The organism is Pseudomonas sp. CH235 (assembly GCF_004368175.1).
GTDB lineage: Bacteria > Pseudomonadota > Gammaproteobacteria > Pseudomonadales > Pseudomonadaceae > Aquipseudomonas > Aquipseudomonas paraglycinae.
On record NZ_RRZJ01000011.1, the window covers coordinates 54,435 to 77,236 of the forward strand.

The window sequence follows — 22,802 nt, forward strand, 5'->3', positions numbered from 1 at the left end:
CTTCAGTGGATAGGGTGTTATGTCCGGAAAAGCGCAACAGCAGTCTCGTATTATTGAGTTGATCAAACTGGGTCGTGAGCAGAAGTATCTGACTTACGCCGAGGTCAACGACCACCTGCCCGAGGATATTTCAGATCCGGAGCAGGTGGAAGACATCATCCGCATGATTAACGACATGGGGATCCCCGTACACGAGAGTGCTCCGGATGCGGACGCCCTTATGCTGGCCGACGCCGATACCGACGAGGCCGCTGCGGAAGAAGCAGCCGCTGCGTTGGCGGCGGTGGAGACCGATATCGGTCGCACCACTGACCCGGTGCGCATGTACATGCGTGAAATGGGTACGGTCGAGCTTCTGACTCGTGAAGGCGAAATCGAAATCGCCAAGCGTATCGAAGAAGGCATCCGTGAAGTGATGAGCGCCATCGCGCACTTCCCTGGCACGGTTGACCATATTCTCTCCGAGTACACTCGCGTCACCACCGAAGGTGGTCGCCTGTCCGACGTTCTGAGCGGTTACATCGACCCGGATGACGGCATTGCGCCGCCTGCCGCCGAAGTACCACCGCCGATCGACGCGAAAGCGGCGAAAGCGGATGACGACTCCGAGGACGATGACGCCGAAGCTTCCGATGACGAAGAAGAAGCCGAAAGCGGTCCGGATCCGGTCATTGCCGCACAGCGCTTCGGTGCTGTCGCCGACCAGATGGAAATCACCCGCAAGGCTCTGAAAAAGCACGGTCGTCACAACAAGGCGGCAATTGCCGAACTGTTGGCTCTGGCTGAGCTGTTCATGCCGATCAAACTGGTGCCGAAGCAATTCGAAGCACTGGTCGAGCGTGTTCGCAGTGCCCTGGATCGTCTGCGTCAGCAAGAGCGCGCGATCATGCAACTGTGCGTACGTGATGCACGTATGCCACGCGCCGATTTCCTGCGTCAGTTCCCGGGCAACGAAGTCGACGAAAGCTGGTCCGACGCCTTGGCCAAAGGCAAGAGCAAGTACGCCGAAGCCATTGCCCGCGTGCAACCGGACATCATCCGTTGCCAGCAGAAGCTGACCGCGCTGGAAACCGAGACCGGCCTGACCATCGCCGAGATCAAGGACATCAACCGTCGCATGTCGATCGGTGAGGCGAAAGCCCGCCGCGCGAAGAAAGAGATGGTTGAAGCGAACTTGCGTCTGGTGATCTCCATCGCCAAGAAGTACACCAACCGTGGCCTGCAATTCCTCGATCTGATCCAGGAAGGCAACATCGGTCTGATGAAAGCGGTGGACAAGTTCGAATACCGTCGTGGTTACAAGTTCTCGACTTATGCCACCTGGTGGATCCGTCAGGCGATCACTCGCTCGATCGCCGACCAGGCCCGCACCATCCGTATTCCGGTGCACATGATCGAGACGATCAACAAGCTCAACCGCATTTCCCGCCAGATGTTGCAGGAAATGGGTCGCGAACCGACCCCGGAAGAGCTGGGTGAACGCATGGAAATGCCTGAGGACAAGATCCGCAAGGTATTGAAGATCGCCAAAGAGCCGATCTCCATGGAAACCCCGATCGGTGATGACGAAGACTCCCATCTGGGTGACTTCATCGAAGACTCGACCATGCAGTCGCCAATCGATGTCGCCACTGTTGAGAGCCTGAAAGAAGCGACCCGCGAAGTGCTGTCCGGCCTTACTGCCCGTGAAGCCAAGGTACTGCGCATGCGTTTCGGTATCGACATGAACACCGACCATACGCTCGAAGAAGTCGGCAAACAGTTTGACGTGACCCGTGAGCGGATCCGTCAGATCGAAGCCAAGGCGCTGCGCAAGCTGCGCCACCCGACGCGAAGCGAGCATCTGCGCTCCTTCCTCGACGAGTGATACCAGAACCCCCGGCCCAGGCCGGGGGTTTTGTTTTTAGCGCAGATTAAATACCTCGCACCGCCCTCCCCCCGCGCACAGCCCGTCTACACTCGAAACATTCCCCCGAGCCATAACGAGACCGTTATGCCCAGACTGGCGTCCGTGCTTTTTTTGCTGTCACTGATGATCTGGACCGCAACGGCTGACGCGCTGACTCTGACCGATGAAGAACGTCGCTGGCTGGCGGCTCACCCGGACTTGCGCCTGGGTGTGGATGCGTCGTGGCCGCCCTTCGAGTTCCGCGACGACCAGAACCGCTATCAGGGTCTGGCAGCGGACTATATCGATGTGATTCGCCAGCGCCTGGCGATCAAACTCACCCCCATCGAGCCGGTGAGCTGGACCGTGGTGCTCGAACAGGCGAAAAACGGCACGATCGACCTGCTGCCGGGCATCATGTCCACCCCGGAACGCCAGAGTTACCTGTCATTCACCCGCCCTTATCTCGACTTTCCGATCGTCATCCTCGCCCACGTCGGCGGCCCGCAACCGCGCAAGCTCGAGGATCTTTACGGCCTCAAGATCGCCGTAGTCGAAAACTACGCACCCCACGAACTGTTGCGCACACATCACCCCGACCTGAACCTGGTGGCGATGCCCAACGTCAGCTCCGCATTGCAGGCCCTGGCTACCGATGAAGTCGACGCGGTGGTCGGCGATCTGGCCTCCAGTGTCTGGAGCCTGCGCCAGCTCAAACTGGATGGTTTGTATGTCAGCGGCGAAACCCCTTATCGCTACCAGCTGGCGATGGGCGTCCCCCGGGACAACAAAATGCTGGTGGGGATTCTCGACAAGGTGCTGGCCGACATGTCCCCGGAGGAAATCAGCAGCATTCAGGAGCACTGGGTCGGCAACGTCCTCGATCACCGGACATTCTGGTCGGATCTGCTGGTTTACGGTTTACCGGGGCTATCGCTTCTGGTCATCGTCCTGGCAGTGGTGATCCGCATCAACCGGCGCCTGAGCTCGGAAATCGCCCGACGCATCGACCTTGAACAGGAACTGCGCAGCAGCGAATACCACTATCGCGGGCTGGTGGAGAGTCTCTCAGCCATCGCCTGGGAAGCGCGGATCAGCGATTTCACCTACAGCTATGTTTCGCCCCACGCCGAGGATCTGCTCGGCTATCCGCTGTCCCATTGGCTGATTCCAGGCTTTTGGCGCAACATCATTCACCCTGCCGATCTGACTCGTGCCCAGAGCTTCTGCGATCACGAAGTGCTGGCCGGGCGCGATCACAGTCTCGATTACCGCGTCATCACCGCAGACGGCCGTTGCTTGTGGGTACGCGACATCGTCAGCCTGATCGAACACGGCCACGAACCGGTGATGCGCGGCCTGATGATCGACATCAGCGAAACCAAACGCACCGAAGAGGCGTTGCGCCTGTCGGAACAGAAATTCGCTTCGGTATTCCAGCAATGCCCGGACATTCTGGTCATCGCCCGGCTCTCCGACGGCTGCCTGCTGGAGGTCAACGAAGCTTTTGAAGAACAGATCGGGCTCAAGGCCGAAGAAGTGATTGGCCAGACAGCCACCGAACTCAACATCTGGGGCATTCCAGGGGTTGGCCCGGGCCTGCTTCAGCGCCTGCAAGCCGGCAGCATTCGCAACCTGGAGATGCCCTTTCGTCGCAGCAATGGCCAGGTGTTTACCGGGCTGATTTCCGCCGAGCCCTTCGAGCTCGACACGACACCGGCGCTGGTCGTGGTGGTGCGCGACATTACCCAGCTCAAGGAAACCCAACAGCAACTGCAAACCTCCGAAGAAAAGTTCGCCAAGGCCTTCCACGCCTCGCCGGACGGCCTGCTGTTGTCGCGCCAGAGCGATGGCCTGCTGCTGGAGGTCAACGAAGGTTTCAGTCGTATCACCGGTTTCAACAGCGCGATGTCGGTGGATCGCTCGGCGCTGGACCTGGGAATCTGGGTCAACCTCAACGAACGCAAGCAAATGCTCGACCTGCTGCACCGCGACGGTTTTGTCCGCGATTTCAGCTGCCACATCCGCCGCAGCGACGGGCAGATCCGCCTCTGCGAAGTGTCCAGCCGTCCGCTACCGATCGGCGACGAAGACTGCATGCTGACCATCGCCCGAGACATCACCGAGCGCCACCTCATGCAGGAAAAGCTGCAACAGGCTGCGACCGTGTTCGAAAGTACTGCCGAGGGCGTGCTGATCACCGACACCCAGCAACACATCAGCGCCGTGAACCGGGCCTTCACCGAAATCACCGGTTACAGCGAAAGCGAAGCGCTCGGTCATACCCCGCGCCTGCTTGCGTCCGGCCTGCACGACAGCGCGTTTTACGCGGCGATGTGGCATCAATTGACTGACGAAGGCCATTGGCAGGGCGAAATCTCCAACCGGCGCAAAAATGGCGAGCTGTACCCGAGCTGGCTGACCATCAGCGCCGTGCGCAACCGCGACAAGTTCATCACCCACTTCGTTGCGGTGTTCGCCGATATCTCCAGCCTCAAGCACGCCCAGGCCAAACTCGACTATCAGGCGCATCACGACCCGCTCACCGGCCTGCCAAACCGCACGCTGTTCGAAAGTCGCCTGCTGATGGCACTCAACAGTCAGCAGGAAAACGGCGGTCAGGGCGCAGTGCTGTTCCTCGACCTCGACCGTTTCAAGCACATCAACGACAGCCTCGGTCACCCGGTCGGCGATTTGCTGCTCAAGGGCATCGCCGTGCGCCTCAAGGAGCAACTGCGCGATATCGACACCGTCGCGCGGCTGGGTGGCGACGAATTCATCATTCTGCTGCCTGGCTTGCAGCAGCCCGGCGATGCAGACAACATCGCCACCAAACTGCTGAACTGCTTTGGCGCACCGTTCCAGGCTGGCGAGCACGAGTTTTTCATCAGCGCCAGCATCGGCACCAGCCTTTACCCGCGCGACGGCTGCGATGTCGCGACCCTGATCAAGAACGCGGACGCAGCGATGTACCGCTCCAAGGCCAAGGGCCGCAACCGGGTCGAAAGCTACACCCGCGACCTCACCGCCCAGGCCAGCGAACGCGTGGCACTGGAGCACGAACTTCGCCGGGCCATCGAGCGCGAAGAGTTGTACCTCTATTACCAACCGAAAATCAGCCTCGACGATCACAGCCTGGTCGGCGCCGAAGCCTTGATCCGCTGGCGCCACCCGAACTTCGGCGATGTGCCGCCGGAGCACTTCATCCCGCTGGCGGAAGAGAACGGGATGATTCTGCAAATCGGCGACTGGGTGCTGGAAACCGCCTGCCGGCAGATGTTCGAGTGGGGCCAGATCTACGAATCCCTCGGCCCGCTGTCGGTGAACCTCGCCGGCGCACAACTGCGCCAGCCGAACCTGTTGGGACGCATCGAGCAACTGCTCAAGGACAACCGCCTGCGGCCGGAATTACTGCAACTGGAAATTACCGAAAACTTCATCATGAGCCAGGCTGAAGAAGCGCTGGCGGTGCTGCATCAGCTCAAACACCTGGGCGTGCAACTGGCCATCGACGACTTCGGCACCGGTTATTCCTCGCTGAGTTACCTCAAGCGCCTGCCTCTGGACATCCTCAAGATCGACCAGTCTTTCGTTCGCGGACTGCCCGACGACCCGCACGACGCGGCGATCGTCCGCGCCATCATCGCCCTGGGCCGCAGCATGCAATTCACCGTGATCGCCGAAGGCGTGGAAACCCAGGCCCAGCAACAATTCCTCGCCGCCGAAGGCTGTGAACAGATCCAGGGCTACATCGTCAGCCTGCCGCTGCCACCAGAAGAGTTTGCCGCGACGTTTCTTCGCATAGCCGTATCAGATTTTTCGGATAGCACAGCCGAGAAACCGTCGCTATAATCCGCGGCCTACTGAGGGCCTATAGCTCAGTTGGTTAGAGCAGAGGACTCATAATCCTTTGGTCCACGGTTCAAGTCCGTGTGGGCCCACCAAACATGAAAAAGCCGCGCTTATGTGCGGCTTTTTCGTTTCTGTCTTTCCCGCCACGAGGCCGTCGTCCCATCTCCCTTCAAAGCGTGCGACTTCTGAAAGCGTAAACAGGGCTTGCCTCATGCCCGTCTAAATCGACAACTAACCATTTCGTTACACCATATGTCCTGGCACCCAAAGCCGAGGCTCATCTGATGATTCGAAAAAGGAATTTTTATGGTTGATGTCACTCGCCGTTCACTGATGGGAATCGCCGCAGCACTTCCCCTGCTCGCGCAGTCATCCTGGGGGCAGGCGCAACGTCAGGATGCACCGGCACCAGTACCCGGCGATGAGGTACTGATCAATTTCAACGAGAGCCCCTGGGGACCGGCGCTCGCCGCCCGACAGGCGATGCAGGAAGGCATTGCACTGTGCGGGCGTTATCCCTACAAGATCCAGTACCGACTCAACGCTCTGTTTGCCCGCCAACAAGGCATACCGGAGGAGTATGTTCAGACTTTCTGCGGCTCCAAACTGGCCTTGCAGCATGCGGTTCACGCCTTCACTCGACAGGGTAGCCTGGTCGTTGCGTCGCCCTCTTATGAAGACCCTGTCGAGGCGGCTCGCGGCAGACAGGTCGCGGTCCACGAGATAGCACTGAATCCTGATCATGCCCATGATCTTCCACACATGCTGGCGGCCGATCCGCAGGCGGGACTGATCTACGTCTGCAATCCGAATAATCCGACCGGTACTGTGACGCCACACGCAGATATCCTGCTCGCGCTGGCGAACAAGCCAAAAGGAACGATTCTGTTGGTGGACGAGGCCTATATCGACTTCTCGAATGCGCCGACCTGCATTCCGCTGGTCAAGGATCATCCCGAACTGATGGTGCTGCGAACTTTCTCGAAAATCTATGGCATGGCAGGCGCCCGTCTGGGTATCGCGATAGCCAACCCCGCCCTGCTGGAGCAACTGGAGGTGTTCGGCAATTACAACGTGCCGGCGGCCCCTTCGCTGTTGGGCGGCATAGCCAGTCTCGAGGACACGCAGTTGCTGCCACAGCGCAAGCACACCAACACGAGGCTGCGTGACGAGACAATCACCTGGCTGACCGCTCGCGGTTTTCGCTGCACGGTGTCGCAGGCCAACTGCTTCATGATCGACGTGAAACGTTCTGCCAGGGAGGTGGTGCAGGCGTTGGCCGATCGCCGGGTCAAGGTGGGCCGGGTATGGAAAGAGTGGCCGACGTGGATTCGGGTCAGCGTTGGTACGGAAGACGACATGCGACGGTTTCGTGAGGCATTTGCCAGCGTCTGATATCAAGACAGTCCCTATGGAAAACCGCGCGAGTATCGCCCACAAGCTTACCGCCGGCCGAGCCTGTAACATGCGCAACCAAAGATCCGCGCCCATGGAGACGCCCCTTGTCCGACATCCGCCCACCCGTGCTTGATGAAATTGACCGACAGTTGATCGCGGCCCTGCAAATCAACGCCCGCGAGAGCGTGGCGATGCTGGCCCGGCAATTGGGGATCGCCCGCACGACCGTGACTTCGCGACTGGCGCGTCTGGAAAAGGCCAAGGTCATCACTGGCTACGGCGTGCGTCTGGGTCAGCGTGTCGTGGATGGCGGCTTGCAGGCTTACGTCGGAATCAAGGTGCAGCCACGCTCCGGCAAAGAGGTGTTGCGCCGGTTGAGCGCGATGGCTCAGGTGCAGCAATTGTGCGCTGTTAGTGGTGAATTCGATTATGTGGCGTGGCTGCGGACCGATTCGCCGGAGCAGCTCGATCAGCTTCTGGATCAGATCGGCAGCGTAGACGGTGTGGAGAAGACCACGACGTCGATCATCCTCAGCAGCAAGATCGATCGCGGGCATCCAGTTTGACCATCGCTTTCGTCATATCGCAGTACTAACGCTCAAAACGACGACATTTTGCGTCTTATTAACGTGTTCTACGCTCCCTAGAATGGCTGGCATCTTTTCCTATACTCAGACGCGCATCCAGCGTCGGGTCGCCAGCAAGGTCAGCCATGAACAAGAACAATCGCCATCCTGCAGACGGTAAGAAACCGATCACCATTTTCGGTCCGGACTTTCCTTTCGCCTTCGACGACTGGATCGAACACCCGGCCGGCCTGGGTAGCATTCCCGAGCACAACCACGGTGCCGAAGTGGCAATCGTGGGTGCTGGCATCGCCGGTCTGGTGGCGGCTTATGAGCTGATGAAACTCGGCCTGAAACCCGTAGTGTACGAGGCCTCGAAGCTTGGCGGTCGCCTGCGCTCCCAAGCGTTCAACGGCACTGACGGCATCGTCGCCGAGCTCGGCGGCATGCGCTTCCCGGTGTCGTCCACCGCGTTCTATCACTACGTCGACAAGCTCGGCCTCGAAACCAAGCCCTTCCCCAACCCGCTGACGCCGGCCTCCGGCAGCACCGTGATCGACCTGGAAGGCAAAACCCATTACGCACAGAGCCTGAAGGATCTTCCTGCACTGTTCCAGGAAGTGGCTGACGCCTGGGCCGACGCTCTGGAGGCCGGTTCGCAGTTCGCCGATATCCAGCAAGCGATTCGCGACCGTGACGTGCCACGCCTCAAGGAGCTGTGGAACACTCTGGTTCCGCTGTGGGACGACCGCACCTTCTACGACTTCGTTGCCACCTCGAAAGCCTTCGCCAAACTGTCGTTCCATCACCGCGAAGTGTTCGGCCAGGTCGGTTTCGGTACCGGTGGCTGGGACTCGGATTTCCCCAACTCGATGCTGGAAATCTTCCGCGTCGTGATGACCAACTGCGACGATCACCAGCATCTGGTGGTCGGCGGCGTGGAGCAAGTGCCACAAGGCATCTGGCGTCATGCGCCGGAGCGCTGCGTGCACTGGCCGCAAGGCACCAGCCTGAAATCTCTGCACCACGGCGCACCGCGCTCCGGGGTGAAGAAAATCGCCCACGCACCTGACGGACGTTTCGCGGTCACCGACAACAACGGCGACACCCGCGAATACGCCGCCGTACTGACCACCTGCCAGAGCTGGCTGCTGACCACCCAGATCGAATGCGACGAAAGCCTGTTCTCGCAGAAGATGTGGATGGCGCTGGACCGCACTCGCTACATGCAATCGTCGAAGACCTTCGTGATGGTCGACCGCCCGTTCTGGAAGGACAAGGACCCGGAAACTGGCCGTGACCTGATGAGCATGACCCTCACCGATCGCCTGACCCGTGGCACCTACCTGTTCGACAACGGCGACGACAAGCCGGGCGTGATCTGCCTGTCGTACTCGTGGATGAGCGATGCGCTGAAGATGCTCCCGCACCCGGTGGAGAAACGCGTGAAACTGGCGCTGGATGCGCTGAAGAAGATCTACCCGAAAGTCGACATCGCCGCGCGGATCATCGGCGATCCGATCACCGTGTCGTGGGAAGCCGACCCGCACTTCCTCGGCGCGTTCAAGGGCGCCCTGCCCGGCCACTATCGCTACAACCAGCGCATGTACGCGCACTTCATGCAGGACGACATGCCGCCGGAGCAGCGCGGGATTTTCATCGCCGGCGACGACGTGTCGTGGACCCCGGCCTGGGTCGAAGGCGCGGTACAGACCTCGCTCAACGCGGTGTGGGGAATCATGAAGCACTTCGGCGGGTCCACACATAAAGAGAACCCCGGCCCGGGTGATGTGTTCAAAGACATCGGCCCGATCGCCCTGCCCGAGTAAGAGGAATCCCCGATGCGTGTAGCCCTTTACCAATGTCCACCGCTGCCACTGGAACCCGCCGCCAACCTTCAGCGCTTGCATCAACTGGCGATGGAGGCCAAAGGCGCCGACCTGCTGGTGGTGCCGGAGATGTTCCTGACCGGCTACAACATCGGCAAGGATGCGGTTGCGACATTGGCCGAGGTCTATAACGGCGAATGGGCGCAGCAGGTTGGGCGAATCGCCAAAGCTGCCGGCCTGGCGATTCTCTACGGTTATCCTGAGCGCACCGCCGAAGGACAGATCTACAACGCTGTGCAGTTGATCGATTCGAACGGCGAGCGCCTGTGCAATTACCGCAAGACGCATCTGTTCGGCGATCTGGACCGTTCGATGTTCAGCCCCGGCGATGGCGAGTTTCCCATCGTCGAGCTCAACGGCTGGAAGCTCGGTTTCCTGATCTGCTACGACCTGGAGTTCCCGGAAAACGCCCGGCGCCTGGCCCTTGAAGGCGCCGAGCTGATTCTGGTGCCGACGGCGAACATGATTCCTTTTGATTTCATTGCCGATGTTTCCGTGCGCTCCCGCGCCTTCGAAAACCAGTGCTACGTGGCTTACGCCAACTACTGCGGCCACGAAGGCGACATTCATTACTGCGGGCAAAGCAGCATTGCCGCGCCGGATGGCAGCCGCATCGCCCAGGCCGGACTGGACGAAGCCTTGATCGTCGGTGAGCTGGATCGCCAGTTGATGGTCGACTCGCGCAACGCCAACCGCTACTTCAACGACCGCCGCCCCGAACTTTACGACGCGCTCAACAAGCGCTAATCCGCTAGCATTGGCACTTCACTGTTCTGGAAGTGCCCATGCCTGCGTCGACTCACCCCCGCCCCCACACCGAAACCCTGACCAACGGCTTGCGCGTGACCCTGCGCCACATGCCCGGTCTGAAGCGCAGCGCCGCCGCGTTGCGGGTGGCTGCCGGCAGTCATGACGTGCCGTTGGCGTGGCCGGGGCTGGCGCATTTTCTTGAGCATTTGCTGTTTCTCGGCACCGAGCGTTTTCCTGCACAGCAAGGGCTGATGGCCTACGTGCAAGGTCACGGCGGTCAGGTGAATGCCAGCACCCGCGAGCGCACCACCGATTTCTTCTTTGAATTGCCGCCAGCGTCGTTCAGCGCCGGGCTGGAGCGTCTGTCAGACATGCTCGCCCGGCCGCGTATGGATCCGGACGATCAGTTGCGGGAGCGGGAAGTGTTGCAGGCGGAGTTTGTCGCGTGGACGCAGGATGCTGCGGCTCAGCAGAAAGAGGCGCTGTTTGAGGGATTGTCGGCAGCACATCCTTTGCGCGGCTTTCATGCCGGAAACCGCGACAGCCTGCCGGTTGAACAAGCGGATTTTCAGCAGGCGTTGAGAGATTTCCATCAGCAGTTTTACCGCACCGGGCAGATGATCCTGAGTCTGGTCGGACCGCAGAACGTGGAAGAACTGCGAGCGCTGGCGGAGCAGTTTGCCGCCGCGCTGACAGCTGGGGATAAAACTTCACAGGCAGCCCCCGTTCGCTTGATGGACATTCCACAGAAAAGTTATCAACAGGTCGGCGAGCGGCACGGCAATCTGCTGTTTGCGTTAGAGGATTTGCCGGAGTCGTCGGCCGAGGCACTGGCGTTTTTCTGTCACTGGTTGAACAGCGCCAAACCCGGTGGGCTGCTCGCTCACTTGCAGCAGCAGGGATTCGCGGAAGACTTACAGGCCTGTGTGCCTTATCAATTTGCTGGGCAAGCTTTTCTACATCTTCAGTTCACTGGGGCATCCGGGTCACTCGACGCCATCCGCGCACAGTTTCTCGACTGGTTGAGCTTCTTCGCAGCGCAGCAGGACTGGCCGGCACTACGCGAGGAATATTCGGCACAGCTTCAACGTCAGCAGCAGGTCAGCGGTGCGTTGCAACTGGCGCGACTCGACAGCGAACAACTCGAAAGCGGCCTCTGCGAATCGGCCGTTGCAGCGCTCAAAGTGATTCTCGGCAAAATCGGCACTGTGGATAACTTCAGCAGTCACTGGCATCTGCCCGCTGCCAATCCGTTCCTGCGCGTAGCCGAACCGCTGGCCAACGCCGGCCTGATCCGCGGCCAAACCAGCGCCCACCGTGGGCTGCGCACGTTCGCTCAGGATCGCTCGCGCAGCCGACGCGAACGTTCGCCGATGCAATTCAGCCAGGCGCTGCCGGATAACGATGACGAAGGTGCGGTGTATGTTCGCTGGCAGACGGAAGCAGCGGCCACGGCCGAGCTGCAAGCGAAACTGCAACGCAGTCTGCGGGAGATTTCCGACGACGCGCGTCAGGCCGGGGTCGAGTTGTCCTTCAGCGCCGCAGCTAATCAGTGGCTGCTGAAACTCACTGGCCTGCAGGACACGCTGCCCGTTGTCCTGGAGCACGCACTGAAATCTCTGACACAAGTGGGCGCCGATTCCGCGAAAGGCGAGCCGCAACCTGCGCTGATACCGATCCGCCAGCTGCTCAAAGTACTGCCGGAAAAATGCCTGCCAGCGGTAGGCAAATCCGATGACGCCGCTCACCTGTGGACAACTTCCCGCTGGGACGGTCTGGCTTTGGGGTTAAGCCCACAAACCCAGTCAGCCATGGGTCTGGCCCTGAGTCGCATCCCCGGCATCCCGGACAATCAAATTCCCGCACCCTCGGCAATCAACGCCGGATACCGGTGGAGTCAGATCGACAGCGCGTCCAGCGAACACGCCTTGCTGCTGTTCTGCCCGACCGCCAGCCACGAGATCGCCGACGAAGCCGCGTGGCGCCTGCTAGCGCATCTGTGCCAGACACCGTTCTACCAACGCCTGCGCGTCGAACTGCAACTGGGTTATGCGGTGTTCAGCGGGCTGCGTCAGCTCCACGGCCAGACCGGATTGCTGTTCGGTGTGCAATCGCCCACGGCCACCGCCGCGCAATTGCTCGGTCACATTCAGCAGTTTCTCGATAGCCTGCCAGCCCTTGTCGAACGACTTGATGACGCGAGCCTCGCCCGGCAACGCCAGACGCTTGTCGATCAGTTCGATGACAGCGTCCTGTCCGGCAAAGATGCGGCCGAACTCCTGTGGCAGGCCCGCCTCGCCGGCCACTCGTCGGATTATCTGGCCCATCTGCGCAGCGCCATCGCCCAACTGGATCGCCCGGCATTGCTGGCCGCCGCACAACGTCTGATCCGCGCCGAGGGCGGCTGGCACGGCCTCTCCAACGCCGCTTCGCCGGACGCGCCATGGCAAGCGGCAAAATGATCATTACCGGGGCTGCAAGGAGCTTTCTCAAAGATTCACGGGCCAACCCCCTGAAATTTTGAGTAACATAGCCACCTAACTATTTGGAACATCCCTGCGCTGCCGTGGACTATACCTATGGATAGCGCTATCCCACCCACCTGAAAAAGGAGTCACCCGATGGCTTGGACCAAACCTGCTTACACCGACCTGCGCATCGGCTTCGAAGTCACCATGTACTTCGCCAGCCGCTGAGTCCTGCCTCAAGCAGAACACTGCAGTGCAACGCCTCGGCTCGCCGGGGCGTTTTATTTTCAGCGTTGAAATGATGGAGCGTTCATGTTCGTCCAGATTCTGGGTTCGGCCGCCGGTGGCGGTTTTCCGCAGTGGAACTGCAACTGCGTCAATTGCGCCGGTTTTCGCGACGGCAGCCTGAATGCCCAGGCCCGTACCCAATCGTCCATCGCGATTTCCGATGACGGCGTGAACTGGGTGCTGTGCAACGCCTCGCCGGACATCCGCGCGCAGCTTCAGAGCTTCGCCCCGATGCAGCCGGGCCGTGCCCTGCGTGACACCGGCATCAGCGCGATCATCCTGATGGACAGCCAGATCGACCACACCACCGGCCTGCTCAGCCTGCGCGAAGGCTGCCCGCATCAGGTCTGGTGCACGGACATGGTCCACGAAGACCTGAGCACCGGTTTCCCGCTGTTCACCATGCTCAAGCACTGGAACGGCGGGCTGGACTGGAACCGCATCGAACTTGACCAGAGCTTCACCGTCGCCGCCTGCCCGAACCTGCGCTTCACCCCGCTGCCGTTGCGCAGCGCGGCACCGCCCTACTCGCCGCACCGCTTCGACCCGCACCCAGGCGACAACATCGGCCTGATCGTCGAAGACCTCAGCACCGGCGGCAAGCTGTTCTATGCCCCAGGCCTGGGCAAGGTCGACGCGCCGCTGCTGGAAATCATGTCCGGCAGCGACTGCGTGCTGGTAGACGGGACGATGTGGGACGACGATGAAATGCAGCGCCGTGGCGTCGGCACCCGCACCGGCCGCGAGATGGGCCACCTGGCCCAGAACGGCCCCGGCGGCATGCTCGAAGTGCTGGAACAGCTTCCCGAGCAACGCAAGGTGCTTATCCACATCAACAACACCAACCCGATTCTCGACGAAGACTCGCCGGAACGCGCGGAACTGGTTCGGCGCAATGTTGAAGTGGCGTATGACGGCATGAGCATCGTCCTGTAACGAATGGCCCGGAGAACCGCAATGACCGACACCCCGCTGTCCCCCGCCGAATTCGAAGCGGCCCTGCGCGCCAAGGGCGCCTATTACCACATTCATCACCCGTATCACGTGGCGATGTATGAAGGCCGGGCCACCCGCGAGCAGATCCAGGGCTGGGTCGCCAACCGCTTCTACTATCAGGTGAACATCCCCCTGAAAGACGCGGCGATCCTCGCCAACTGCCCGGATCGCGAGATCCGCCGCGAATGGATTCAGCGCCTGCTCGACCACGACGGCGCGCCCGGCGAAGACGGCGGCATCGAAGCCTGGCTGCGTCTGGGCCAGGCCGTCGGTCTCGATCCGGATCAATTGCGTTCGCAGGAACTGGTGCTGCCCGGCGTGCGTTTCGCCGTCGATGCCTACGTCAACTTCGCCCGCCGCGCCAGTTGGCAGGAAGCTGCCAGCAGCTCGCTGACCGAGCTGTTCGCGCCGCAGATCCACCAGTCGCGTCTCGACAGCTGGCCGCAGCACTACCCGTGGATCGACCCGGCCGGCTACGAATATTTCCGCACCCGTCTCGGTCAGGCCCGGCGCGATGTCGAGCATGGTCTGGCCATCACGCTGGAGCACTACAAGACCCGCGAAGGCCAGGAGCGCATGCTGGAAATTCTCCAGTTCAAACTGGACATCCTTTGGAGCATGCTCGATGCCATGAGCATGGCCTACGAACTGAACCGCCCGCCGTATCACAGCGTCACTGATCAACGGGTCTGGCATAAAGGAATCGCCTTATGAGTTTCGACCGCAGCAAGACCCCGACCTGGCGTCCCGGCTACCGTTTCCAGTACGAACCGGCGCAGAAAGGCCACGTGCTGCTGTACCCGGAAGGCATGATCAAACTCAATGAAAGTGCCGCGCTGATCGGCGGCCTGATCGACGGTGAACGGGATGTCGCGGCGATCATCGCCGAACTCGACAGACAGTTCCCCGGCGTGCCCGAGCTCGGTGACGACATCGAGCAATTCATGGAGGTTGCCCGTGCGCAGCACTGGATCACCCTTGACTGATCTGCCGCCCAAGCCTGAGGTCGGCCTGCCGCTGTGGCTGCTCGCCGAGCTGACTTACCGCTGCCCGCTGCAATGCCCGTACTGCTCCAATCCGCTGGATTTCGCCGAGCAGGGCAAAGAGCTGAGTACCGAGCAATGGATCAAGGTGTTCCGCGAAGCGCGGGAGATGGGCGCGGCGCAACTGGGCTTCTCCGGCGGCGAACCGCTGGTGCGCCAGGACCTCGCCGAGTTGATCCGTGAAGCGCGTCAGTTGGGTTTCTACACCAACCTGATCACCTCCGGCATCGGCCTGACCGAACAGAAGATCAGCGACTTCAAAAAGGCCGGGCTCGATCACATCCAGATCAGTTTCCAGGCCAGCGACGAGCAAGTGAACAACCTGCTGGCCGGCTCGAAAAAAGCCTTCGCGCAGAAACTGGAAATGGCCCGCGCCGTGAAGGCCCACGGCTATCCGATGGTTCTGAACTTCGTCACCCATCGGCACAACATCGACAAGATCGACCGCATCATCGAGCTGTGCATCGCGCTGGAGGCCGACTTCGTCGAACTCGCCACGTGCCAGTTCTACGGTTGGGCGCAACTCAATCGTGTCGGCCTGCTGCCAACCAAAGAGCAACTGGTTCGCGCCGAACGCATCACCAACGAATACCGCGCCAAGCTGGAAGCCGAAGGGCATCCGTGCAAGCTGATTTTCGTAACCCCGGACTATTACGAAGAGCGCCCGAAAGCCTGCATGAATGGCTGGGGCAGTCTGTTTCTGACGGTCACACCAGACGGCACCGCCCTGCCCTGTCATGGCGCCCGACAGCTGCCGGTACAATTTCCCAATGTGCGCGACCACAGCATGCAGCACATCTGGTACGACTCGTTCGGCTTCAACCGCTTCCGCGGCTACGACTGGATGCCCGAGCCATGCCGCTCCTGTGACGAAAAGCAACAGGACTTCGGCGGCTGCCGCTGCCAGGCCTTCATGCTCACCGGCGACGCGAGCAATGCCGACCCGGTGTGCAGCAAGTCCGAACATCACGGTGTGATCCTCAAGGCCCGCGAAGAAGCTGAGCACGCCACCCAGACCATTGAACAACTGGCCTTTCGCAATGAACGAAACTCGCGCCTCATCGCCAAGGGCTGAGCCTTTCAGCGCCACCGCCGCGGTTGCTGCCGGCGTGGATTTTGCCGAGCTGCAACTTGGCACCCATGGTTTGTTCTGGAATGAATATCGCCCGACAGACGCCGCGTGCCGGATCTGGCACTGGCGCGATGGTGTGGCGAAATGTCTGACGCCTACGGGTTTCAGCGTGCGCAGCCGGGTGTACGAATATGGCGGTGGGGCGTTTTGCCTGACGCCTGACGGGGTGGTTTTCGTCAACGAGGCGGACCAGCAGTTGTACCGACAGACGTTGGACGGCGAGCCCGTGGCATTGACCTCCGGAGATTGCCGATATGGTGATCTGCACTTTGCCAACGGGCAGGTGCTGGCCGTTGAAGAGAACGGTGATCGGCATCGGCTGGTGGCTATCGATCTGGCGAATGGCGACCGCCATAGGCTGATTGAAGGCGCGGATTTTTATGCATCGCCGATCATCAGCCCGGACGGCCAGCGCTTGGCATGGATCGAGTGGAGCCGTCCGCATCAGCCGTGGACATCCACCCGACTGATGCTCGCCGAGCGCTCGGATAGCAGGTTTTCCGTCCCACGCTGTGTGGCGGGTGAAACCCTTGAAGAGTCGATCCAGCAACCGCGTTTTGATGCCAATGGCCGACTGGGCTGTCTGACCGACCGTGGCGGATATTGGCAACCGTGGGTCGAGTCGGCAAATGGTTTGCAACCGTTAGCTAGCGCCGAAGCCGATCACGCGCCAGCCCCATGGCAACTTGGCGGCTGCACCTGGTTGCCCACCGACGAAGCATTCCTGGCAAGTTGGAGCGAAGGCGGTTTCGGTCGTCTGGCGCTCAATGGTGAAGACTTCACCGGCGACTACAGCCGCTTCCGCCATCTGGCTGTCGATGATCAATTCATTTACTGCATTGCCGCTTCACCGATCAGCCCTTCAGCAGTGATCACCATCGATCGCGAATCTCGTGAAGTGAATGTCCTGGCCGGCGGTGTTGCACCGCTGCCCGCCGAGCGCATCAGCCGCCCGCAAACCCTGCGCTACCCAAGCGGTGCGGGTGAAGCACACGGCTTCTTTTACCCGGCCACGAATGGCGATGTGAAACCGCCGTTGGTGGTGTTCATCCACGGCGGCCCCACCTCCGCCTGCTACCCGATGCTTGACCCGCGCATCCAGTACTGGACGCAACGCGGCTTCGCCGTCGCCGATCTCAACTACCGAGGCAGCAGCGGTTATGGCCGGGAGTATCGACAGGCTCTGCACCTGAGCTGGGGCGCAGTGGATGTCGAAGATGCCTGCGCAGTGGTGGCCTATCTGGCCGAACGCGGCATGATCGACGGCGAGTGTGCGTTTATCCGTGGCGGCAGCGCCGGTGGTTACACGACGTTGTGTGCCCTGGCGTTCCATCACGTGTTCCGTGCAGGCGCCAGCCTTTATGGTGTCAGTGACCCGGTCGCCCTGGCCCGCGCGACACACAAGTTCGAAGGCGATTATCTGGACTGGCTGATCGGCGATCCGGAGCAAGATGCCGAACGCTACGCCGCCCGCACGCCGTTGCTGCACGCAGGCAACATTCGCGTACCGGTGATTTTCTTTCAGGGCGAACTGGACGCCGTGGTCGTGCCGCAACAGACCCGCGACATGGTCACGGCTCTGGAGCAAAACGGCATTGAGGTCGAAGCGCATTACTACGCCGATGAACGTCACGGCTTCCGCCGGGCCGCCAACCAGGCCCATGCGCTGGAGCAGGAATGGCGGTTTTACCGGCGGGTAATGGGTTTGACGGACTGACCCTCAGCGCTTGGCGATGATGTACACCGCGTGCACGATCCCCGGGATATAACCGCACAACGTCAGCAGAATGTTCAGCCAGAACGCGCCGCCGAACCCGACTTGCAGAAACACACCCAGTGGCGGCAACAGAATGGCGATGATGATGCGGATAAAGTCCATGGGGCAGCTCCTGATTGGGGGTTGGCTCACCTGAGCCATACAAGCTAATCGACCTGTGCCGTTTGTCAGGGTTCAGTGCAAACCGCAATCTCGCCATCTGATCGCCATTACACGGCCACAAAAAAAACGCCCCACGCCAAAAGAATCAGGCGTGGAGCGTGCGTTATACCGCGAGACGGTTCTTGAATTCGGGTGGGAAACTTCAGACGGCAATCCCTTTGCGGCATTGCAGCTGCGCGGTGCGTACCCGGGAGAAGGCGCGGGCCAGACGCAGGAGCATTTCGTCGATGTTGGCCTTGCTGACGTTGAGCGCCGGGGTGAAGCGCAGGCAGTTGGCCTGTTGGGCGTTGAGCAGCAAGCCTTCATGCAGCGCGGCTTTGACGACGGCCTCGGCGGAGTCTTCCGACAGGGTCAGTCCCCAGAACAGTCCTTGCCCGCGCAACTCGCCGTGTTCATAACGATGGGCCAGACGGGCGAGCCCTTCGCGCAGATGCTGGCCGTTGTCCCGGATTTGTTCGAGGAATGCGCGGTCCTGCACGCTGTCGAGCACCACCAGCCCTGCGGCGGTCATCAGCGCGTTGCCGTGATGAGTGCCGCCCAACTCGCCGGAGTCGAAACAGCAGGCCTTGCCTCGCGCCAGCAGCGCCGCCAGCGGCACGCCACCACCGAGGCCCTTGCCGAGCACGACGATATCGGCGCGCACGCCGTAGGATTGTTCGGCGAGCAAGGTGCCGCAACGGCCGATGCCGGTCTGAACCTCATCGAGAATCAGCAGAATCCCCAACTCACGGCACAAGCGCTCGACACCCTTGAGGTAATGCTCGGTCGCTGGAATCACCCCGGCATCGCTCTGGATCGGTTCGAGCATGATTGCCACCGTCTGTGCATCGACTGCCGCATGCAGCGCTGGCAGGTCGTTGAACGGCACCAGATCGAAACCCGGCAGCAACGGTGCGAAGCGGTTTTGTAGGTTGCAACTGTCTGACGCCGAAATCGTCGCCAGACTACGCCCGTGACAGCCTTGTCTGGCGACAATGATCCGCGAGGCGCCACTGCGATGCAGCTGGCCCCATTTGCGCGCCAGTTTGATCGCCGCCTCACAGGCCTCACTGCCACTGTTGAGCAGATACGCCTGATCGCTGGAAGTACTGGCACACAGGCGCTCGGCGAGGCTGAGCATGCCGCGGTTGTGCAGATTGAAGCCGGGATTGATCAGAGCCTGGGCTTGATTGGCGATGGCCTTGACCAGCGCCGAAGGGCTGTGGCCGAGGCTGTTGGCGCCACCGGCCTGGGAAAAGTCCAGGTAGGCGCGATCATTGCTGTCCCATAGCCAGGAGCCCTGGCCGCGAACGAATACCTGTTGTGGGCGCTCGACGCTGGGCATGAGACGTTCGGCATTCAGGCCATCAGAAACGTCCGATTCCTGGGTTTCAAAAGCCAGGTCATCGAGGCTCGGCGTCTGGCGCCGCAAACTGAACAGATTCATTGAAAAAAACCTCGATCGAGGTTTTTTGAACTGCCTATGCAAACACTTTCAAAACAAACGCTGGTCATTGCGCTTTCCGGCCCTGTAAGCCTTGTGAATGCGGTTAGACTAGGCCTGTTCCTGCCTTCGAGCCATTTCGATTTCCCAGCATTTTCGATAAGTATTACTTATGGATTTCAAACAACTGCGTTATTTCGTCGCGGTCTACGAAGAAGGACATGTCGGGCGTGCCGCCGAGCGCCTGTCGATCTCTCAGCCCGCGCTGTCACAGCAGATTCGCCAGCTGGAACAAAACCTCGACGTTACCCTGTTCGAACGCAGCAGCAAACGCCTGCTGCCGACCCTCGCCGCCCACACCTTGTACAACCACGCCTTGCCACTGCTCGACGGCCTGCAGCGGGCGCGTGAGGCGCTGGGCAACTTCAAGGGTCAGGCACTGCGCACATTGGCGATCGGCGTGCTGCAAACCGTGCACACCAGCCTCGTGCCGCAAATGCTGGAGAGAGTGCGCAAGGCCCAGCCGCATCTGGTGGTGCAGATTTATGAACTGACAGGGCTTGAGATCGAGCGGCGACTGCTCAACGGCTCACTGGACATCGGCATCAGCTATCTGCCGCCACGCCAACCGGGTCTGCACGGCGTGATGTTGTACGAAGATGAACTGACGCTGGTCATCCCGGCGGATCATCCGCTGCGGGAATTCAAGAAAGTCTCGATGAGTCAGGCCGCTGAATTGCCGATGTTGTTGCTGGGTGAGGAATTTCAGATCCGCCAGATCTGGCAGGCGCAACTGGCCAGCCTCGGACGACGCCCGCAAGTGCAGGCCGAACTGAACAATATGGTGGGGATTCTCGACAGCCTGCCGCATACCCGTCTGGCGACGGTGCTGCCTGGTCGTTCGCAAAAGGAGTACGACGATCAGGACCTGCTGTGGAAACCGTTGAGTGAGCCGCGCGTGCCGTTGAAGGTCGGGCTGGTGTGTCGCGATGTGCAGCGCCAGCAGGCGCCATTGGCCTTGCTGCGAACGTTGCTGGAAGAAGTGATGCAGCGTGAGGACAAACCGCTGAAAGGTGCGCCGTCACTGGACGCGCTGAGCTGAAAAGTTTTCTGCGGGCATAAGAAAACCCCGCCGAAGCGGGGCTTTGCAGACTGTTTCCCTGACATCCATTTCACTCCGCCACCCTGGCAGAATCCTACGTGTCCGTGTTGTTGCTTTGCGCTTCCTGCGCGACGTCCATGGAAAGTAGATTAGCTCTGGATCCAATCTACGCCTATGGGAGAACAGCAGCACGTCATGTAAGAGATCGCTTACATGACGTTACATCATCAAAACTGCGCAGCGTCCAGCAGGAACAGCGACTCGCTGCCGGCCTTCACCGACGCGCTCAACGAGTGAATCCGCGGCAGCAGACGGGCGAAATAGAACCGCGCCGTGCCGAGTTTGCTCGCATAGAAATCGTCCTGCGCTTCTTTGCCCAGCGATGCCTTGGCCATCAGTGCCCACATGTAGGCGTAAGCGGTGTAGCCGAACGCTTGCAGATACTCGACCGATGCCGCGCCGATTTCGTTCGGGTTGGTTTTCGCCCGGTCCAACAGCCACGAGGTCAGCTCGTCGAGGGTGTCGACGGCGTCATTCAGCGGCTTGGTGAACTCGCCCAGATCGGCACCGGCGGTGGCGGTGAAATGGCGGATCTCGTCGGCGAACAGCTTGTAGAACGCACCGCCGCTGCCGACGATCTTGCGACCCACCAGGTCCAGTGCCTGAATGCCGTTGGTGCCTTCGTAGATCTGGGTGATGCGCACGTCACGCACCAGTTGCTCCTGGCCCCACTCACGGATGTAGCCGTGGCCGCCGAAGATCTGCTGGCCGTGTACGGTGGTTTCCAGACCCAGATCGGTCAGGAACGCCTTGGCCACTGGTGTCAGCAAGGCCACCAGATCTTCCGCACGTTTGCGGGTGGCGGCGTCTTCGCTGAACTTGGCGGTATCGAGTTGCATCGCCACGTAGGTGGAGAACGCACGACCGCCTTCGTTCGAGGCTTTCATGGTCAGCAACATGCGACGCACGTCCGGGTGGACGATGATCGGGTCGGCCACCTTGTCCTTGTTCTGCGCGCCGGTCGGCGAACGGCTTTGCAGGCGGTCACGGGCGTATTCGATGGCGTTCTGGTAGGAACGCTCGCCGGTGGCCAGGCCCTGAATGCCGACGCCCAGACGCTCGTAGTTCATCATGGTGAACATCGCCGCCAGGCCCTTGTTCGGCTCGCCGACCAGGTAACCCACCGCTTCGTCGAAGTTCATCACGCAAGTGGCGGACGCCTGGATGCCCATCTTGTGTTCGATCGAACCGCAGTTCGCCGGGTTGCGCGCGCCCAGGCTGCCATCGGCATTGACCATGAACTTCGGCACCAGGAACAGTGAAATGCCCTTCGGCCCAGCGGGTGCGTCCGGCAGTTTGGCCAGCACCAGGTGGATGATGTTTTCGGTCAGGTCGTGCTCACCGCCGGTGATGAAGATCTTGGTGCCGCTGACCTTGTAGGAGCCGTCGGCCTGAGGTTCGGCTTTGGTGCGGATGATGCCCAGGTCGGTGCCGGCATGCGGCTCGGTCAGGCACATGGAGCCGGCCCAGACACCGGCGTACATGTTCGGCAGGTAAGCGGCTTTCAGCTCTTCGCTGGCGTGGGCATTGATCGACAGGCACGCGCCGGCGGTCAGCATCGGATACAGACCGAAGGACAGGCTGGCGGAGTTGACCATTTCTTCGACCTGAGCCGAGACGGCTTTGGGCATGCCCATGCCGCCGTAAGCCGGATCACCACCAACACCGACCCAGCCGCCTTCGGCATAAGTCTGATAGGCCTGTGGGAAACCGGCCGGCGTGGTGACGGCACCGTCGGCCCAGTGGCAGCCTTCTTCGTCGGCGGCACGGCTCAGGGGCGCGATGCTTTTGCTGGTGACCTTGCCGGCCTCTTCGAGAATGGCTTCAACGGTTTCCGCGTCCACGGTCTCGGCCAGGGCCGGCAGTTCGGCCCAGAGTTTGGCGACTTCGAACACTTCATTGAGGACGAAGCGCATATCGCGCAGCGGCGCTTTGTAGTCAGCCATGGCAAACCTCGCAAAGATCTAAACAGGTGATTCGTGGAAGGGTGATTTCGTTGAGCTGGAGT

General features: G+C 60.8%; 17 protein-coding genes and 1 tRNA gene. 15 read left to right on the forward strand and 3 right to left on the reverse strand.

Annotation, left to right across the window (positions count from 1 at the left end; translation table 11 throughout):
- Positions 1–19: 19 nt before the first annotated feature.
- From rpoD to EIY71_RS14105, 14 genes are all read left to right on the forward strand, one after another.
- Positions 20–1,867: an RNA polymerase sigma factor RpoD gene (gene rpoD, locus EIY71_RS14040; RefSeq protein WP_102685691.1), complete on the forward strand. Its 1,848-nt coding sequence runs from the start codon at positions 20–22 to the stop codon at positions 1,865–1,867.
- Positions 1,868–1,993: 126 nt separating this feature from the next.
- Entirely contained in the window at positions 1,994–5,740 is a 3,747-nt protein-coding gene (locus EIY71_RS14045; RefSeq protein WP_129972180.1) for a bifunctional diguanylate cyclase/phosphodiesterase, read from the forward strand.
- 15 nt (positions 5,741–5,755) lie between these two features.
- Positions 5,756–5,832, forward strand: a tRNA-Ile gene (locus tag EIY71_RS14050).
- A gap of 214 nt (positions 5,833–6,046) precedes the next feature.
- Positions 6,047–7,135: a pyridoxal phosphate-dependent aminotransferase gene (locus EIY71_RS14055; RefSeq protein ID WP_134022029.1), complete on the forward strand. Its 1,089-nt coding sequence runs from the start codon at positions 6,047–6,049 to the stop codon at positions 7,133–7,135.
- Between the two features lie 107 nt (positions 7,136–7,242).
- Positions 7,243–7,704 carry an Lrp/AsnC family transcriptional regulator gene (locus EIY71_RS14060; protein ID WP_064599860.1) on the forward strand — a complete coding sequence of 154 codons (462 nt, stop codon included), beginning with the start codon at positions 7,243–7,245 and terminating at the stop codon, positions 7,702–7,704.
- A 146-nt stretch (positions 7,705–7,850) separates the two neighbouring features.
- Positions 7,851–9,533 (forward strand): NAD(P)/FAD-dependent oxidoreductase, encoded by a 1,683-nt coding sequence (locus EIY71_RS14065; protein WP_085746599.1) that lies wholly within the window; start codon positions 7,851–7,853, stop codon positions 9,531–9,533.
- Positions 9,534–9,545: 12 nt separating this feature from the next.
- Positions 9,546–10,340, forward strand: a complete 795-nt coding sequence (locus tag EIY71_RS14070) for a carbon-nitrogen hydrolase family protein (protein WP_134022031.1) — start codon at positions 9,546–9,548, stop codon at positions 10,338–10,340.
- A 38-nt stretch (positions 10,341–10,378) separates the two neighbouring features.
- The gene (pqqF, locus tag EIY71_RS14075) at positions 10,379–12,805 is read left to right on the forward strand and encodes a pyrroloquinoline quinone biosynthesis protein PqqF (protein ID WP_134022033.1); all 2,427 of its coding nucleotides are present in this window, start codon (positions 10,379–10,381) and stop codon (positions 12,803–12,805) included.
- A 159-nt stretch (positions 12,806–12,964) separates the two neighbouring features.
- Positions 12,965–13,039, forward strand: a complete 75-nt coding sequence (gene pqqA / locus EIY71_RS14080; protein ID WP_003444522.1) for a pyrroloquinoline quinone precursor peptide PqqA — start codon at positions 12,965–12,967, stop codon at positions 13,037–13,039.
- A gap of 84 nt (positions 13,040–13,123) precedes the next feature.
- Entirely contained in the window at positions 13,124–14,035 is a 912-nt protein-coding gene (gene pqqB, locus EIY71_RS14085) for a pyrroloquinoline quinone biosynthesis protein PqqB (protein WP_102685695.1), read from the forward strand.
- Between the two features lie 21 nt (positions 14,036–14,056).
- Positions 14,057–14,809, forward strand: a complete 753-nt coding sequence (pqqC, locus tag EIY71_RS14090; protein WP_011336228.1) for a pyrroloquinoline-quinone synthase PqqC — start codon at positions 14,057–14,059, stop codon at positions 14,807–14,809.
- A complete protein-coding gene (pqqD, locus tag EIY71_RS14095; RefSeq protein WP_064380313.1) occupies positions 14,806–15,081 on the forward strand; it encodes a pyrroloquinoline quinone biosynthesis peptide chaperone PqqD in 276 nt (91 codons plus the stop codon). The genes pqqC and pqqD overlap by 4 nt, the downstream gene beginning before the upstream one ends.
- Positions 15,074–16,213, forward strand: coding sequence for a pyrroloquinoline quinone biosynthesis protein PqqE (gene pqqE / locus EIY71_RS14100; protein WP_372239287.1), 1,140 nt, complete (start codon positions 15,074–15,076; stop codon positions 16,211–16,213). The genes pqqD and pqqE overlap by 8 nt, the downstream gene beginning before the upstream one ends.
- Entirely contained in the window at positions 16,179–17,987 is a 1,809-nt protein-coding gene (locus tag EIY71_RS14105; RefSeq protein WP_134022037.1) for a S9 family peptidase, read from the forward strand. The genes pqqE and EIY71_RS14105 overlap by 35 nt, the downstream gene beginning before the upstream one ends.
- Before the next feature lie 3 nt (positions 17,988–17,990).
- Here the strand turns inward: EIY71_RS14105 and EIY71_RS14110 are convergent, their stop codons facing one another.
- Together EIY71_RS14110 and EIY71_RS14115 are read right to left on the reverse strand one after the other, a co-directional pair.
- Positions 17,991–18,149, reverse strand: a complete 159-nt coding sequence (locus EIY71_RS14110; RefSeq protein WP_003228885.1) for a YqaE/Pmp3 family membrane protein — start codon at positions 18,147–18,149, stop codon at positions 17,991–17,993.
- Positions 18,150–18,351: 202 nt separating this feature from the next.
- Positions 18,352–19,635: an aspartate aminotransferase family protein gene (locus EIY71_RS14115; protein WP_134022039.1), complete on the reverse strand. Its 1,284-nt coding sequence runs from the start codon at positions 19,633–19,635 to the stop codon at positions 18,352–18,354.
- A 169-nt stretch (positions 19,636–19,804) separates the two neighbouring features.
- Here EIY71_RS14115 and EIY71_RS14120 point away from each other — a divergent pair, with 169 nt between their 5' ends.
- Positions 19,805–20,734 carry a LysR family transcriptional regulator gene (locus EIY71_RS14120; RefSeq protein ID WP_129972185.1) on the forward strand — a complete coding sequence of 310 codons (930 nt, stop codon included), beginning with the start codon at positions 19,805–19,807 and terminating at the stop codon, positions 20,732–20,734.
- Positions 20,735–20,961: 227 nt separating this feature from the next.
- On the opposite strand, the gene EIY71_RS14125 is transcribed toward EIY71_RS14120, so the two are convergent.
- Positions 20,962–22,740, reverse strand: a complete 1,779-nt coding sequence (locus EIY71_RS14125) for an acyl-CoA dehydrogenase C-terminal domain-containing protein (RefSeq protein WP_127800256.1) — start codon at positions 22,738–22,740, stop codon at positions 20,962–20,964.
- Positions 22,741–22,802: the final 62 nt, after the last annotated feature.

Coding starts and splice junctions, on each gene's coding strand:
- pqqD (WP_064380313.1), top strand. CDS start 14,806: ATGAGTTTCGACCGCAGCAAGACCCCGACCTGGCGTCCCGGCTACCGT.
- pqqC (WP_011336228.1), top strand. CDS start 14,057: ATGACCGACACCCCGCTGTCCCCCGCCGAATTCGAAGCGGCCCTGCGC.
- pqqF (WP_134022033.1), top strand. CDS start 10,379: ATGCCTGCGTCGACTCACCCCCGCCCCCACACCGAAACCCTGACCAAC.
- EIY71_RS14110 (WP_003228885.1), bottom strand. CDS start 18,149: ATGGACTTTATCCGCATCATCATCGCCATTCTGTTGCCGCCACTGGGT.
- EIY71_RS14115 (WP_134022039.1), bottom strand. CDS start 19,635: ATGAATCTGTTCAGTTTGCGGCGCCAGACGCCGAGCCTCGATGACCTG.
- EIY71_RS14070 (WP_134022031.1), top strand. CDS start 9,546: ATGCGTGTAGCCCTTTACCAATGTCCACCGCTGCCACTGGAACCCGCC.
- EIY71_RS14055 (WP_134022029.1), top strand. CDS start 6,047: ATGGTTGATGTCACTCGCCGTTCACTGATGGGAATCGCCGCAGCACTT.
- EIY71_RS14120 (WP_129972185.1), top strand. CDS start 19,805: ATGGATTTCAAACAACTGCGTTATTTCGTCGCGGTCTACGAAGAAGGA.
- EIY71_RS14065 (WP_085746599.1), top strand. CDS start 7,851: ATGAACAAGAACAATCGCCATCCTGCAGACGGTAAGAAACCGATCACC.
- rpoD (WP_102685691.1), top strand. CDS start 20: ATGTCCGGAAAAGCGCAACAGCAGTCTCGTATTATTGAGTTGATCAAA.
- EIY71_RS14045 (WP_129972180.1), top strand. CDS start 1,994: ATGCCCAGACTGGCGTCCGTGCTTTTTTTGCTGTCACTGATGATCTGG.
- EIY71_RS14125 (WP_127800256.1), bottom strand. CDS start 22,740: ATGGCTGACTACAAAGCGCCGCTGCGCGATATGCGCTTCGTCCTCAAT.
- EIY71_RS14105 (WP_134022037.1), top strand. CDS start 16,179: ATGAACGAAACTCGCGCCTCATCGCCAAGGGCTGAGCCTTTCAGCGCC.
- pqqB (WP_102685695.1), top strand. CDS start 13,124: ATGTTCGTCCAGATTCTGGGTTCGGCCGCCGGTGGCGGTTTTCCGCAG.